This window comes from Haloarcula sediminis, assembly GCF_035656455.1.
In the GTDB taxonomy this organism is placed as follows: domain Archaea; phylum Halobacteriota; class Halobacteria; order Halobacteriales; family Haloarculaceae; genus Haloarcula; species Haloarcula sediminis.
The window spans coordinates 158,633-172,943 of the sequence record NZ_JAYMGA010000006.1 but is presented as its reverse complement, the minus strand read 5'-3'; the positions used below and the strand labels follow the sequence as shown (position 1 = coordinate 172,943).

Annotated in this window: 12 protein-coding genes; 3 read left to right on the top strand and 9 right to left on the bottom strand. The window is 66.4% G+C overall.

Annotation, left to right across the window (positions count from 1 at the left end):
- Nucleotides 1-36: 36 nt before the first annotated feature.
- From VJ162_RS11765 to VJ162_RS11735, 7 genes are read right to left on the bottom strand one after another with little or no spacing between them, the layout of a single operon-like run.
- A complete protein-coding gene (locus tag VJ162_RS11765; protein ID WP_324664482.1) occupies nt 37-1,422 on the bottom strand; it encodes a glucoamylase in 1,386 nt (461 codons plus the stop codon).
- 18 nt (nt 1,423-1,440) lie between these two features.
- A complete protein-coding gene (locus tag VJ162_RS11760) occupies nt 1,441-2,604 on the bottom strand; it encodes an ABC transporter ATP-binding protein (protein ID WP_324664481.1) in 1,164 nt (387 codons plus the stop codon).
- Complete coding sequence (locus VJ162_RS11755) at nt 2,597-4,699, bottom strand: MGH1-like glycoside hydrolase domain-containing protein (protein WP_324664480.1); 2,103 nt, start codon at nt 4,697-4,699, stop codon at nt 2,597-2,599. Before VJ162_RS11755 ends, VJ162_RS11760 begins: the two co-directional genes overlap by 8 nt.
- Nucleotides 4,696-5,802: an ABC transporter ATP-binding protein gene (locus VJ162_RS11750; RefSeq protein ID WP_324664479.1), complete on the bottom strand. Its 1,107-nt coding sequence runs from the start codon at nt 5,800-5,802 to the stop codon at nt 4,696-4,698. Before VJ162_RS11750 ends, VJ162_RS11755 begins: the two co-directional genes overlap by 4 nt.
- 1 nt (nt 5,803) lies before the next feature.
- Nucleotides 5,804-6,715: a carbohydrate ABC transporter permease gene (locus VJ162_RS11745; RefSeq protein WP_324664478.1), complete on the bottom strand. Its 912-nt coding sequence runs from the start codon at nt 6,713-6,715 to the stop codon at nt 5,804-5,806.
- A 4-nt stretch (nt 6,716-6,719) separates the two neighbouring features.
- Nucleotides 6,720-7,610, bottom strand: coding sequence for a carbohydrate ABC transporter permease (locus VJ162_RS11740; protein ID WP_324664477.1), 891 nt, complete (start codon nt 7,608-7,610; stop codon nt 6,720-6,722).
- A 23-nt stretch (nt 7,611-7,633) separates the two neighbouring features.
- Complete coding sequence (locus VJ162_RS11735; RefSeq protein WP_324664476.1) at nt 7,634-8,953, bottom strand: ABC transporter substrate-binding protein; 1,320 nt, start codon at nt 8,951-8,953, stop codon at nt 7,634-7,636.
- A gap of 564 nt (nt 8,954-9,517) precedes the next feature.
- Between VJ162_RS11735 and VJ162_RS11730 the strand changes: the two genes are divergently transcribed.
- The 3 genes from VJ162_RS11730 to VJ162_RS11720 are packed head-to-tail and all read left to right on the top strand — an operon-like array spanning nt 9,518 to nt 12,481.
- The gene (locus tag VJ162_RS11730; protein ID WP_324664475.1) at nt 9,518-10,612 is read left to right on the top strand and encodes a TrmB family transcriptional regulator; all 1,095 of its coding nucleotides are present in this window, start codon (nt 9,518-9,520) and stop codon (nt 10,610-10,612) included.
- A gap of 1 nt (nt 10,613) precedes the next feature.
- Complete coding sequence (locus VJ162_RS11725) at nt 10,614-11,426, top strand: sugar phosphate isomerase/epimerase family protein (protein ID WP_324664474.1); 813 nt, start codon at nt 10,614-10,616, stop codon at nt 11,424-11,426.
- Nucleotides 11,423-12,481 carry an NAD(P)-dependent oxidoreductase gene (locus VJ162_RS11720; RefSeq protein WP_324664473.1) on the top strand — a complete coding sequence of 353 codons (1,059 nt, stop codon included), beginning with the start codon at nt 11,423-11,425 and terminating at the stop codon, nt 12,479-12,481. The genes VJ162_RS11725 and VJ162_RS11720 overlap by 4 nt, the downstream gene beginning before the upstream one ends.
- 651 nt (nt 12,482-13,132) lie before the next feature.
- Here the strand turns inward: VJ162_RS11720 and VJ162_RS11715 are convergent.
- Nucleotides 13,133-13,480 carry an AzlD domain-containing protein gene (locus VJ162_RS11715; RefSeq protein ID WP_324664472.1) on the bottom strand — a complete coding sequence of 116 codons (348 nt, stop codon included), beginning with the start codon at nt 13,478-13,480 and terminating at the stop codon, nt 13,133-13,135.
- A complete protein-coding gene (locus tag VJ162_RS11710; protein WP_324664471.1) occupies nt 13,470-14,165 on the bottom strand; it encodes an AzlC family ABC transporter permease in 696 nt (231 codons plus the stop codon). Before VJ162_RS11710 ends, VJ162_RS11715 begins: the two co-directional genes overlap by 11 nt.
- Between the last annotated feature and the right edge of the window lie 146 nt (nt 14,166-14,311).

Genomic DNA, 14,311 nt, shown 5'->3' with positions numbered 1-14,311 from the left:
TGGTGAACGCGACGCGTTCGAAGGTGCGACCCGCCATCACTGTGTCTCGCGCTTGAGCAGCGCCGTCAGGAACTCCGCGTGACACCACGCCAGCGGTGCCGCAAAGGAGATGATGTCTCGTTCCTCGAGAGCGGCCGCCATCTCGTCGTACGCCGTGCGCATGTGATCCAGTTCCTCTGCGATGCGGTCGAAGGGCACGTCCCGTAGCACATCGTCGTCGAACTCCTTCTCGAAGTCGGCGCCCGTATCCCACTCCTGTTCGATGAACTGCTCGAAGCGCTCGCGCGTGGAGAGGTGTTCGGGGATGTGACCCGCCGCATCGGCGTGGCCGGTGATCGTCGAGAGCACCTCGTCGCCCCGCTCGACCTCGCCGCGGTCGAAGCGAAACTGCGCGTGCCAGGCGGTGTACTGCATCCACGGGCCGTTGCCGCCGTGCTGGTGGACATCGTGGTCGCGGTGAAAACCACGGAACCGCTGGAGCCCGCCAAGCCGTGGGTCCTCCAGGCTCGCCGCCGCCCGCTCGGCGGCGCGCACGGCGTGCTCGCCGAACACGCCCTGGAGTCCGAAGTAGACGGGCGCAAGCAGCGTGATGTCCGGGCGGTCGTCGCGCTCGCCGTCGGGGGTGTGCCGGCGCGGCACGGGCGTCCCGTCGACGGCGAAGCATCGCTTTACGCCCGGTTCCAGCAGGGAGCGGAGCTCGTCGATCCGCTCGGCGGCGTCGCCGACGGCCTCCGGCGTGCTGTCGCCGACTCGCCCGATATCCGCGGATCGCCCCGCTACCTCGATCCGGTCGAGCGCGTCGGCCGCCTGCTGCAACGCAGCGAGGAACGCGCAGTTTACCCACAGCGTGTAGCCGGATTCGATGGCGCCTTCGTGGATGCTCGTCGTGCTCTCGATCAGGTGGGCGTTGGCGTCGTACAGTTCGGACCGGGTGACTGCCACCGCAGCGTCGATGCAGTCGACCGCGTTCGACAGGAACGCCTCGTCCGCCGCTTCGAGGGCGTCGGCCGCGTCGAGCGCGAGCACCGCGTGCGAGATGATCCTGATGCCGTGTGCGAGATTATCCTCCTGTCGGTAGATCGACTGGTCGCTGCCGTCGAGCCCGTACCGCTGGTACCACCAGCCATCGTCCTCGACGGCGACCAGAAAGCGGGCCGCGTCGACGACGCGATTCAGGGAGGCGTCCGGCCGGAGGCCGTGACGCAGCGCCGTCAGCCAGGCGCGCGTGATCGAGGCGACGTCTCGCGGATAGACGTAGGGATATCGGTTGTCGGGGTCGCTGGCCAGTGGGACCGCGCCGTCGACCTCGGTGTCGTAAGTTAGCTCCTCCAGCACGTCGAGGTGGAACGTCGGGTCGTCGATCGGCGCGTCGACGTGCTGGGGTACGATACTGTCTGCCGCCGTCTGCTGCGAATGTGTCATCGGTAGGGAAAGCGGGGATTAGCCGCGAGTGATCGGTTGCGTGCCGGTGCGCTCGCCGCTGACGCCGCGCGTTTTGATCGCGGTCGTGGTCTCGCGCTCGAACAGGAAGACGTCCTTCGCGGCGACGCTGACTGTCACCTCGTCGCCAGAATCGGGGTAGACGCCTGGCGGGACACGGGCGGTCAGCGATCGATCGCCGACGTCGAGATAGACGAAGTTATCGTTCCCCTGATACTCCGTGACCGTGACGGTCGCGGCGAACCGGCAGGTATCGGTCGCGTCGTCCGGCGCTTCGTCGAGGTGGAGGTCCTCGGGACGGACGCCAAAGCGGACCGGCTTGCCGGCGAGATCGTCCTCGACGGCTTCGTGGGGGATTCTGCCGAGCGTCGCGCCGTCGACGTCGATGGCGTACCCGTTGGCGTCCTCGCGGGCGACGGCGTCGAAGACGTTCATCGACGGACTGCCGAGAAACGCCCCGACGAACTCGTTGTTCGGGTGATCGTAGGCGACCTCCGGCGGGTCGACCTGCTGGATGACGCCGTCGTTCATGATGGCGATCCGGTCGGCCATCGTCATCGCCTCGGTCTGGTCGTGGGTGACGTACACCGCGGTGACACCGAGCTCCGACTGGATGCGCTGGATCTCCGTCCGCATGTGCGAGCGCAGCTTGGCGTCGAGATTCGACAGCGGCTCGTCGAGTAAGAACACGTCCGGATCGCGGACGATCGCCCGCCCGAGGGCGACGCGCTGTTTCTGCCCGCCACTCATCGCCTCGGGTTTGTCGTCGAGCAGTTCCTCGATGCCCAGCAGCTCCGCACCCTCGCGCACCCGCCGGTCGCGCTCGTCGCCCGACATATCGGTCGAGTGCTTGAGCCCGTAGCCCATGTTCTGGCGGGCGGTCATGCGCTTGTACAGTGCGTAGCTCTGAAACACCATCGCCACGTCGCGTTCGCTCGGCGCGAGGTGCTGGACTTCGCGGTCGCCGATCTCGATTGTCCCGTCGGTCACCGTCTCCAGACCGGCGATCATCCGGAGCGTCGTCGACTTCCCGCAGCCCGAGGGCCCGACCAGGACGAGGAACTCGCCGTCCTCAACGGTCACGGACACTTCCTCGACGGCGGTCTCGGTTCCTTCGGCGTCGTCGTAGATTTTCGTAACGTCGTTGAGTGTGAGTTCAGCCATCGGTAGTCACCTCCGGGTGGTCGCGGTCGGGGCTACCCCTCGCCGCCGACGCCCTGCACGTCGGCGTCACGACCGTCGAATCGCTGCTGTGTCGAACGGCATAGCGCCGCCCGCGGCAGTATATCGTCGCTTCCGTCACTGTGCCGAGCCCCGGTCCGGTTCCGTCGTCCGTTGCGGGCTCAGCGACCGGCGTCCCCGAGTTGACGCCCAGGCCGAGCGCGGCTCGGACAAAGCCGAACGCGCTGCCGGCGCTCCAGGCGGCCGGCTCGCAGGCGTCGGGATGGCGCGCCCGCCCAGCGTCCACGTCGGGGTCGTCGAGGCCGACCAGGAGTTCCGGGAACCCCCATCGACCGGCGTCGCCGGTCGCGCCGGTCGCCAGCGCGTCCAGCCCCCGCTCGGCGAGCGCCGCGGCGGCGTCGTCGCGTCCATAGCGCGCACAGCCCATCGCGGCGATACTGGTGTCGTGGGGCCAGACACTGCCGCGGTGGTACGACAGCGGGTCAAACGCGTCGTGGGCCGCCGAGTACGTTCTGAGTCCGGCGTCGGTCAGCAGCTCCGGCGCCAGCAGCCAGTCGATTACGTCGTCGGCGCGCTCCGGCGGGACGAGCCCGCTCCAGAGCGCGTGGCCCTGGTTCGAGGCGACGGCGTCGACCACGCCGTCGGCGTCGAGCGCGAGCGCATAGCACCCCTCGTCGGGCAGCCAGAACTTCCGGTCGAAGGCCTCGTGGAGGCGCTCGGCGCGCTCGGTCAGCCGTTCGGTGAGCCCGCTGTCCCCCCGACTCGCCGCGAGGTCGGCGACGCCTCGAAGCGCGCGGTAGGCGTACCCCTGTACTTCCGCGAGCGCGACCGGCGGCGTCGCAGCCGTGCCGTCGGGCCGCGCGATCGACCGATCGCTGTCTTTCCACCCGTGATGGGCGAGCCCGTACTCGTGGTCGTGGGGCTCATACCAGACGACGCCCTCCTCGTCGCCAGCCGCGACCGTCCACTCGACGGCCCCGAGGGCGGCGTCGTACAGCTCGTCGGTGATCGCGTCCTCGCCGGCCCACTCCGCGTAGGCGGCAACGAGCGCGGCAAACAGCGGCGTCGCGTCGACTGTCCCGTAGTACGGCGACCGGATTGACCGGCCGAGCGCCGGCAGGTCGCCCCGTCGCCCCTCGTGGGGTATCTTGCCCGGTTCGGCGAGCGTCTCCGGGTCGGTCGTCGAGGCCTGTTGCCCGGCAAAGGAGGTTAGGACGCTCCTGGTCAGACCGGGCGCGAACGGCAGCGTCTGGAAGCCGACCAGCAGCGCGTCCCGCCCGAACGGCGCGACGAACCGGGGTGCGCCGGCCGCCGGGACGCCCTCGGGCAGCAAGAGCGCCCGCAGGGTGTCGGCGGCGGCGTCGAACAGCCCGGGGTGTGATGCCATCGACACCGACGGCTCCAACGAGCGGTCGACCCGGCCGCGCGTCGGCCGGAGCCGCGCCGTCGCGACGACCGAGACCGCCTCGCCGGCCGAAAGCTCTAGCGTCCGTTCGACGGTTGCGCCCGAGGCGTCGGCGCCGGCTTCTACGGACGCCGTTTGGCCGCCCTCCAACTGTATCGTCGCGCCCCGCGTCGTCCCGTCGGGCGACGTTCCGGACAGCTCCGCGCCGCTCTCGCGGTCGGACACGGTCACGTCGCGGTCGACCGACTCGCGCGCCGCGAAGAAGCCCGAACACTCGAAGACGTGCCGGAAATCGGACGCTGCGGTCAGTTCGATATCGACCACGCGCTCTGTGGGCGTGTAGTTCCGGAGCGTCGTCTCGACGGTCACCACGTCGCCGTCGACCGTGACGTCCTTCTGCAGCAGGCACCGTCGGGCGCCACCCCGTCCCTCGCCCGGCGCGGCGCCGACCAGCACGGTCGTCACGCCGTCCGGGCCGGCCCGCCGGTCGAGCCGCTCCCAGCCGCTTTCGGGCGCACCGCGGTCGGTTACGGACACCTCGAACTCGCTGAGGTACTGCGTATCGTTCGCGAACACGCCGGTTTCGGCGCAATCGGAGCGGACGTCGCCGCGCTCCCCGACCACGCAGACGACGCCGTTGCGGACCGCCAGCGCGCAGCCGTCCGGGATCATCCGATCACCTCGCCGTCGGCGCCGAACCGGTGGACGGCGTCGGCGGGCAGTCGGAGTGTCACGGCCGAGTCGGGACTGATGGCGCTGGGACGGTCGCGCAGGCGTGCGGTGACCCGGTCGTCGCCACAGTCGACCTCGACCTCGTAGGCATTGCCAAGCGGCTCGACGACGAGCACCTCACCGTCGAGTTCGTAGGTCCGCCCGCCGTCGGCTCGCCCGCTGGCTTCCTCGGCGACTGCGATGTCTTCCGGTCGGACCCCGACGGTCGCGGTTTCCGCGAACGAGTCGTCTGACGTATCGACTCCCCTGAGGCGGTCGGCATCGAGGAAGTTCATCGACGGCTCGCCGAGGAACCCGGCGACGAACTCGTTGACCGGGTTCTCGTAGACTTCTTTCGGCGTCCCGATCTGCTGGAGCCGGCCGTCGTTCATCACGGCGATCCGGTCGGCGAGGCTCATCGCCTCCTCCTGGTCGTGGGTCACGTAGACCGTCGTCGTGCCGAGGCTTTGCTGGAGGCTGCGCACCTCCGAGCGGGTCTGGACACGGAGCTTGGCGTCGAGGTTCGACAGCGGCTCGTCCATGAGGAACGCCTTCGGCTCGCGGACGATGGTCCGCCCGAGCGCGACGCGCTGGCGCTGGCCGCCCGAGAGCTGGCCGGGCTTGTTGTCCAGTAGGTCGTCTATCTCCAGTAGCTCGGCGGTGCGGCGGATCCGCTCGTCTGCCTCGTCGTCGTCGATATCCATCTTCCCGAGCGGGAAGGCTAGATTCCCCCGGACGGTCTTGTGGGGGTACAGCGCGTAGCTCTGGAACACCATCGAGAGGTCACGCTTCTGGGGCAGCGCCTCCGTGACCTCCTCGCCGCCGATCTCGATACTACCCTCGGATGGCACCTCGAGGCCGGCGATCATCCGGAGCGTCGTCGACTTGCCACAGCCCGAGGGGCCAAGCAGGACGAGCAACTCGCCGTTCCGGATCGTCAGGTCCAGATCGTCGACCGCGACGAGGTCGTCGAACCGCTTCGTGACGTTTCGGAGCCGGATCTCTGAGTCGTCGTCGGAGCTCAGATCGGCAGCGTCCGCGGTAGGGGTGGCTTCCGTCGCCATGTTACCCCTCCACCGCCCCGAAGGTCAGCCCTTCGACCATGAACTTCTCTAAGTAGGTGAACATCACGATCAGCGGCACGCTGGTCAGCAGTGACGCCGCCATGATCTGGCCCCAGACCTGTCGGAAGCTCGAGGACAGCGCCTCGATGCCGATCGGCAGGGTGAACACACTCTGGGACTGGAGGAAGATGCTGGCAAACAGGTACTCGTTCCACGCGATCATGAACGTAAAGAAGAACACGGCCACGATCGCGGGCGCCGACAGCGGCAGCGTGATCTTGAAGATCACTTCCAGCCGCGAATAGCCGTCCATAATCGCCGCTTCCTCGATCTCCTCCGGAATCGACCGGAAGTAGTTGCCCAGCATGTACAGCGAGACGGGCAGGGTCTGGACGAGGTAGGTGATGAACAGGCTCGCCAGCGAATCGACGAAGCCGAGCCAGACGATCACCTGGAACATCGGCACGACCAGTAGGATGCCCGAGAACATGTACACCATCAGGACGCCCCGCGAGATGACTCCGCGCCCGCGGTAGTCCAGTCGGGCGAAGCTGTAGGCACCGAACGTGGCGACGAGCACTGACGCGCCAGCCGTCGTCGTCGCGATAATGAAACTGTTCTTGAAGTACGTCAGGAACGGGAACGTCTCCGGCCCGAACACGGTCCGGTAGTGTTCGAGTGTCAGATCTCGGGGAATCAGCGTCGGCGGCAGCGAGTACAGGCTCGACTCTGGCAGCAGACTCGCCAGCGCCATGTAGTAGAACGGGAACAGCGTGATAAGCAGCGTCAGCCCCAGCGCGACGTAGAACACGACGCGTTCGGCGAGCGAGGTCTCGAGGGTGCTCTCGCCGAGCCCGAGCGCGGTCTTGAACGAGTCGACGACGTGTCGGTATGTGGATTGTTTCGTACTCATCGTATCACCAGTCCAGTGCCCAGGCGACGTACGCGAGGACGAACACGATCAGCGCTAAGAACAGCACCATCGAGATCGCGGCCGCCTGGCCGTGCTGGTAGTTTGCGAACGCGACCTGGTACGCGTAGATCGGCAATGTCTCGACCCGACGGGTCAGCAGCCAGATGTCCGCGAACTTGTTGAAGTTCCAGATCCACCGCAGCAGGAACACCGTCGCCAAGATGTACTTCAGCTCCGGCAGCGTGATGTCCTTGAACTGCGCGAGCTTCGAGGCGCCGTCGATCTTCGCGGCCTCGTACATGTCGCCGGGGATCGCCTGCACGCGCGCGATCAGCATCAGGAACGCGAACGGGAAGTACCGCCACGCGTCGATGAGGATCACCGACCAGATCGCGGTGTCGCCGTTGCTCAGGATGTCGATGCTGCCGGCGTACAGCCCGAGCACGTCGCTCCCGAGGTACGGAAAGATGCCGTACAGCGGGTCGAGCATGAACCGCCAGACGAACGCCACCGAGATCAGCGGCGCAACGTAGGGCAACAACACCATTCCGCGGATGTACCGGCGCCCGCGGAACGAGCGGTTGAACAGCAGCGCCGTGCCGAGGCCACCCAGCGTCGCGAGCGTCGTACTGAAGAACGTGAACACGACTGTCGTTCGAAGCGCCGACCAGAACGCGCTGCTGGCAAACAGGTTGTAGTAGTGCTCCAGTCCGATCCACTGGGGCGCTTCGTCCGGCCGCAGCGGCACGACGGTGAAGCTCAGGTAGACGTTGTACAGCACCGGATAGAGGATTACTGCGGCGATCAGCAACAGTGCGGGAGCGATCAGCGCGTACCCCAGCAGCGCTTCCTTCTCCTCGATCGTCCGATCGCCGCTCCGGGTGAGTGAGACCATAGTGGGAAATAATGACTACGAACTCAGTTGATCACGTCGCGCATCTGGCTGGCGACGTCGTCGGCGACCGTCCGGGCGTCCTCGCCCTCGGACACGCGCCTAACCGCCTGCGAGACGAGCGAGCGGCTCGTGATCTCCCCGAACGCCGGGATCATCTGGCCGTTGACGTAGCCAAAGCGCTCGATGTTGTCGAACGCCCTGGAGATGTCGCTCAGCGTGTCCTGGCCCCATTCCTGGAGAACCTCGTTGTCGCGGTAGGCCTCGCTCTCGGCTGTCGACTGGAGCACGGGGTTCATCCCGCCGGGCGCCATGTGCAGGAGCTCTATGTACTGGTCGCCAGTGAGGACGTGCTCGACGAACGCCTCGGCGGTCTCGCGGTCCGCGTCCGAGGCCGTGTCGAGAATATTGAACAGGAGGAGCTGGCCGAACGAACTGCGCCGGTCGCGCTCGATGAAGGGTGCGAACGACGTGTCGTTCGCCATCTCGTCGGTATTGTTCGAGACGTCGCCCATGAGGAACGACGAGTACATCACCATGTGGCACTGCTCGTTGAGGTACGTGTTGTTGGCCGTCTCAAACGTGTTGGTCCCTGGCGGACTGTACTGGGCCAGCGAGCCGTAGAAGTCGAGCGCCTCGACCATCGCGTCGCTGTCGAACACGATCTCCCTGTCGGCGTTGAACACCCGTGCGCCGATCGAACGCGCGTACGGCGTGAAACACTGACGTGCAAACGGCGTCTCGTCGGAGCCGACGACGATTCCGTACTGGTCGTTGTCAGGGTCGTGGAGCGTTTCTGCGGCCTGACGGATCGACTCCCACGTCGTTGGGGCGTCCAGCCCCGCCTCGTCGAACGCGCTCTGGCGGTACCAGAACCCCTGCACCCAGCCGTGGGCCGGCACCGCGAGCAGGTTGCCCTCCGAGGAGGTCGCTAGCGACATTGCGCCGTCGGCGAACTCGTCGCGCCCGATGCTGTCGACGACCGATTCGGCGGACTCCGTCGAGAGCAGATCCTCACTCCCCAAATTCTGCATGGATTCGAGCCCCCACCCACCGAAGGCGGGGAGCGTTCCCGACGCGGTCGCCGAGGATATCTGTGTCGGCAGGTCACCCTCTTCGACAGGGACCATGTCGATCGTCCCGTCGGCGTCCTCCTCGAACCCTTCGATCAGGCTCTTGATGACCTCCTGGCGGTCCTGCTCGACCTGTGTCGTCCAGTACGTCGTCGCGCCGTCGCTGTCGTCGCTACCCCCGCCCATGCAACCTGTGAGTCCCCCGGCGAGCATCGCCGCGCCAATCCCTTTCAGCACTGTTCGCCGTTCGCGCCCGGCAGTCGGATCTGTCATGATAAGCCATCTCAATAAGCGCAAAACAACCACTTAAATCTTTGTGTGCTTCTATTAACTGGAGTAACTACTCAATCGACTCCGCTCCGCAGTCTGCAATATCTGACTTCGAGCACTGCTTGGTGATAGTCGCGACTACGGTCACCCCCTGACATTCTCCGAACCTTACCGACAGCGCTTCACCGATCGGTATCGAGCGAACAGCACAGCAGCACGCTCCGCCTCTACTGTCGCGTCGAGGGCAATCCCGGCGGCGCCGTCCGACAGGTTGACACCGCTCGGTTCTGTGTCGATATCAGCTGTCTGAGTCACGGTGTCGCTCGTCGGCGCCTCGGTCGGCATCGCGTCGACACCGTCGATCGGGGCCCGCCAAGGCCGATCGTGCGTGTGTCCGACATCGGTGTGACAGATAGAGTTCCGAGACGCTGTGTGCACAGCGGCCGCCTAACAAAAATATATAAGTATTTGCTAGCGATTGTTTACTATAGTGAATTCAACTCGTCCCCTATCCCCGACCGTGACCGGTACGGCATCCAAGTTGGTGTGCGTCCAAGAGGTGCGATAATGGACGACGACGAGCTCCGCGACGGGTTGCGGGAAGCCGGGCTCTCCCAGTACGAAACCAACGCGTACCTCGCGGTGCTGGAGCGGGGCACGGCGCCCGCCGTCAAGATCGCCGAGCAGACGGGCATCCCGAAGTCCAGAATCTACGATGTCCTCGAGGACCTCGAACGCGACGACTACGTCGAGACGTTCGAACAGGACTCCGCGCTGTCGGTCCGTCCGCGCGACCCCTCGGAGATGATGTCGGACCTCAAACAGCGCGCGGACAAGCTCGCCTCGACCGCGGAGGCGATCGAGGACCGCTGGGAACGCCCCGAGATCAGCGGCCACAAGATTTCAATCGTCAAACGGCTCGACTCCGTCGTCGAGCAGTTCCGGGCCGCCGCCGAGGACGCGACCAACCGGATCCAGCTTGCGGTCTCGCCCTCGCAGTTCGAGGCCATCCGCCCGGCGCTCGAAGACGCCGTCGATCGCGGCGTGTTCGTCAAACTCTGCGTGGCGACGAGGGTGGAAGACCCCCACGTCGTCAACGACATGACGTTTGCGGACGCCGCAACCGAGGTCCGCCACCGGACGCTCCCGGCGCCCTTTACCGCGCTGGTCGACCGCTCGCACACGTTCTTTTCCTCGCAGTCCCATCCGACCGACCAGTACGGCATCATCATCGACGACCTCACCCTGACGTACGTGTTCCACTGGTACTTTCAGGGTGCGCTCTGGGGGACCTGGCCACACGTCTACGACTCGGTCGCGGAGGGGACCAAACTGGAGTACGTCGACGTCCGCGAGTGCGTCCAGGACATCGCACCGATCGTCAACGACGGGACGACGATTCCGGCCACTGTCCACGGGTTCGACGTCCAGACGGGCGAGAACGTCTCCCTTTCCGGTGAGATAACCGAGATCATCTCGGCGGCGCCGCCAAACGAAAACGGCTCCCTGACGCTGACCCAGCTCGCCGGGCAGGCGACCATCGTGCTCGAATCCGACGGTCAGGAGTACGGCGTCGGTGGCCGCGGCGCGACGCTTGAGGACGTCGAGGGGACTCGGATCGTGCTTGATCAGCCCGAGGCCTGGTCGGAGGTGGCGAACTGAGATGCGCTACGGACTCAACCAAGCCGGCTTTCCCGCCGATGAGTTCGAGGAGACGTGTTCGATCCTCGCGGCGGCGGGCTACGACGGCATCGAGCCGAACGTCGAGCGCGACGGTCCGCTGACGACCGAGACGGGGCGCCAAGCTGCGGTCGAGGCGGTCGAGGCCCACGATCTACAGGTGCCCGCTGTCTCGACGATCAGTCACTGGGAGTACCCGCTTTCGAGCGTGGACGACGAACTGCGGGAGATCGGCCTGGAGATCAGCCGCGACATGGTCGACGCCGCTGTGGCGCTTGGCGCCGAGGACATCCTTATCGTCCCCGCCGTAATCGAGGACGGCGCGACGTACGACGCCGACTACGAGCGCGCCGTCCAGTCGGTCCGCGAACTCGCCGGCTACGCGGCCGACCGCGGCGTCGGCGTGGCGATCGAAAACGTCCAGAACAACTTCCTGCCCTCGCCCGACGAGTTCGCGACGTTTCTCGATGACGTCGAGGACGCCGGCCCCGTCGGGGCGTACTTCGATGTCGGGAACGCGCTCCGCTCGGGACTGCCGAGCCGGTGGCTGCACGCGCTCGAGGGCCGCATCGAGAAGATACACGTCAAAGACTGGCTGACCGACGCCCACCGGGTGACGTACCCGCCCCAGGGCGATGTCAACTGGGAGCGCGTGCTCGACGCCGTCGACGTGATCGACTACGACGGCTGGATCACCGCCGAGGTGCCCACTTACCCGTCGTTCCCCGAGCGGATGCCCGCCGATATGCTCGACACTATGCAGTTCCTCTTCGAGGACGGAGGTGACGGGCAGTGACCCGGACGATCATCACCGGCCCGCTATTCGAGGACGTCTGGCCGCTCGCTGCCGATCACCTCCAAGAACTGTGGGCCGAGCGCGGCCCCGTCGAACTTCGATGCCTCGACGAGACGCCAAGTCGGCTCGTCGATGTCCTGGACGAGCCGGGCGAGGTCACGGAACTGGCGGCGCTGGGCGTGCCCGTCACCGAGGTGGACGCCGAGAGACTGTCCGCCTTGGAGTCGGCGATCGTGATGACCGACTCGATGTATGCGGTCGACGCCGACGCCCACGAGCGCCTCGCGGAGCGCGGCGTCGCCGTCCACGACCACACCGACGAGGGGTTCTGGGCGCAGTCGGTCGCCGAGTTCGGCCTCGGCCTGACGATCGACGCCCTCCGGCAGATCCCCCAGAAGCACGCCAGGATGATCGACAGCCACGATCCCTGGGACCTAGAGCAACTCGACAACGAGGTGCCGGGCGCGAACGGTCACCAGTTCGCCGACGATCCGACGTTTACCAACGGCACCGTCGCCGGCACCCGCGTCAGAGTGGCCGGCGTCGGCAACATCGGGAGTACATACGCCGAAGCCGTAGCCTCGCTGGGCGCGGACGTTGCGGCCTACGACCCCTACGCCGACGAGCCCTGCTTCTACCGGTCGGGTGCCGACCGCGTTCGGTCGCTGGACGACCTCGTCGCGGACGCCGAGGTGTTCGCGCCGACGGTCCCCCTGACCGACGCCACCGAGGGGCTGATCACGGCCGAGCACGTCCGCGCGCTGCCGGAGGGGTGTGTCGTGGTCCTGATCACCCGCGCGGGCGTGGTGGACATGGACGCGATCCGCGAGCGCGTCCTCGCCGACGAGATCGCGCTCGCGGCCGATGTCTGGGACGAGGAGCCGCTGCCGCTCGACGACCCGCTGCTCGACCGACACAACGTCGTCCACACGCCCCACATCGCTGGTCGCACGCGCGATGCCAACGAGTCGTGGGCAGAGCGCCTCGACGCTCACTTTCGGGCCGCCGATAGCGCTCGTTCGACGCCCCGAACCGACGAGGCGGATAATCGGTAACCATCCCGTCGGCGACGGCACGGTTCCCAATGCCGTTGAACTCGACGGGGGAAGTCTACTCTTCCGTGCCGGTCGCCGCGGCTATCGCGTCGAGGTTCGGCGCTCCTGACGAACCGTCCTGTGCTGGTCGAACACGAGTCCTCCTCGTTCAGCAGGTACTGGCCGCGGGGTGTCCCGTTCGGGTAGTCGGGCACGTCGTAGTCACACTCGACTCGCCTGTTGACGGTAGCGAGACGTACCCTGTCGCGGTAGTACGTGGCGGCTCGCTCGTCATAGACGGTGCTGAACGTATCGGATTCGGGTGTGCATCCGTTCACGCCGCTGGCCTGCCAGTCACCTATCGCAGACGCAGTCGACGGCGGCCGAAAGGGGAGAAAGGGGCCGGACGTGGGCACCGTCCGGCCGGGAGAGTGTGGGGTCCGGCCCCACGGAGAGCGCGGGTGGGTGCAGGTGGGAGGGAGCGCAAGCGGGGACCGGATCCCACCTGAACTGTCAGAGGTTGACCACAATAAGTGTTCATCATCTGCATCGGCCCCACGGCGGTCGGGCGACACAACGCTGTGGTACGTCATGCTGAGCAACCGACACAGCACAGCACTTCTGGCGTTGTGGCGGTTTCACTGAATCGGCCACTACCGCCTTGGGGCACAATCAGACTGCCGGGAGCAGGACAAACCGGACGGCCCACAGAGTCACCATACCGGCCCCGATAGTGGTGAAGACACTCTCGGTCCGCCAGGCGACGGCGCCAGCCACGGCCCCAGCGGCGAGCTTGTCTACCGCGACGCCGCCGGTCCCAGGTTCCAGCGTGATGAGCGATGGCAACACGAGCGCGGCTAACACGGCGGCCGGCACAAACCGAAGGCCGCGTTTGACCTGTGGCGGTATCTCGTCGAGATACCCGAAGAGACCGATAAACGACAGTCTAATCAGGAACGTCACAGCGCCGATCAGGGCGATGAGGCCCCAGATAACCGGCCCAGAGTAACTAGTCGCCACTCGACGACCCCTCCGTGGCGACCTCTGTGAGGCGCCCAGTCACGATTCCCGCTGTGGCACCAACGAGCAAGCCCAGATTTAGCGGTAACCCAGTAGCCACAACGGCGACTGTGCCACTGACACCGCCGGCGATGGTTGTTGGCCCGTCCTCCATCGCGGGAACCAGCAGGGCGAGAAAAACCAACGGCACAGCGAACTCGAGGCCAAGCGATTCGGGCACGCTCGTACCCACTACGACGCCGGCGATAGTCGCCAGCTGCCAGACGACCCACAGTGTCGCTGCCACGCCGAGATAATAGGCGACAGAACGAGTCCCGTCACCGGTCCGATAGCGGGCGATGGCGAGGGCGTACGCCTGGTCGGTGAGGAGGTACGCGACCGTGGCTTTCGTTCGCCTCGACAGATCCTGGACGTAGGGCGCGATCGAGGCCGAGTACATCAGCATGCGGAGGTTGATGACCACGGCGGTGACGACGACGACCGCGAGCGGTGCATCTCGGCCAATAAGGTCCAGTGCAGCGAGCTGTGCTGCCCCGGCGAACACGATCGCAGACAGCCCCACTGCTTCCGGGAGTCCAAGCCCCGCGTTTACCGTGGCGACGCCGGCGATCAAACCGAAGGGGACGATTCCCAGCAGGAGGGGACTCACATCTCTGATACCCTGTCGGAGCTCCGACCGATCCATACACTGTCGTTGTCAGCCGCCCGTTTACGCGTACTCATCCGGCACCACGCCGACACCGTCCTCCAGAACACATATGGCGGCGGGTTCTGTCGCCCGCCCGGGCCCGTCGACAGCGCCGGTGTCGCTCGCCACGATATAAGCGAATC

What these genes read in the sequence shown, in the direction of transcription:
- VJ162_RS11740 (WP_324664477.1), bottom strand. Translation starts at nt 7,610, where the DNA reads ATGGTCTCACTCACCCGGAGCGGCGATCGGACGATCGAGGAGAAGGAA.
- VJ162_RS11735 (WP_324664476.1), bottom strand. Translation starts at nt 8,953, where the DNA reads ATGACAGATCCGACTGCCGGGCGCGAACGGCGAACAGTGCTGAAAGGG.
- VJ162_RS11760 (WP_324664481.1), bottom strand. Translation starts at nt 2,604, where the DNA reads ATGGCTGAACTCACACTCAACGACGTTACGAAAATCTACGACGACGCC.
- VJ162_RS11710 (WP_324664471.1), bottom strand. Translation starts at nt 14,165, where the DNA reads ATGGATCGGTCGGAGCTCCGACAGGGTATCAGAGATGTGAGTCCCCTC.
- VJ162_RS11745 (WP_324664478.1), bottom strand. Translation starts at nt 6,715, where the DNA reads ATGAGTACGAAACAATCCACATACCGACACGTCGTCGACTCGTTCAAG.
- VJ162_RS11730 (WP_324664475.1), top strand. Translation starts at nt 9,518, where the DNA reads ATGGACGACGACGAGCTCCGCGACGGGTTGCGGGAAGCCGGGCTCTCC.
- VJ162_RS11765 (WP_324664482.1), bottom strand. Translation starts at nt 1,422, where the DNA reads ATGACACATTCGCAGCAGACGGCGGCAGACAGTATCGTACCCCAGCAC.
- VJ162_RS11755 (WP_324664480.1), bottom strand. Translation starts at nt 4,699, where the DNA reads ATGATCCCGGACGGCTGCGCGCTGGCGGTCCGCAACGGCGTCGTCTGC.
- VJ162_RS11725 (WP_324664474.1), top strand. Translation starts at nt 10,614, where the DNA reads ATGCGCTACGGACTCAACCAAGCCGGCTTTCCCGCCGATGAGTTCGAG.
- VJ162_RS11750 (WP_324664479.1), bottom strand. Translation starts at nt 5,802, where the DNA reads ATGGCGACGGAAGCCACCCCTACCGCGGACGCTGCCGATCTGAGCTCC.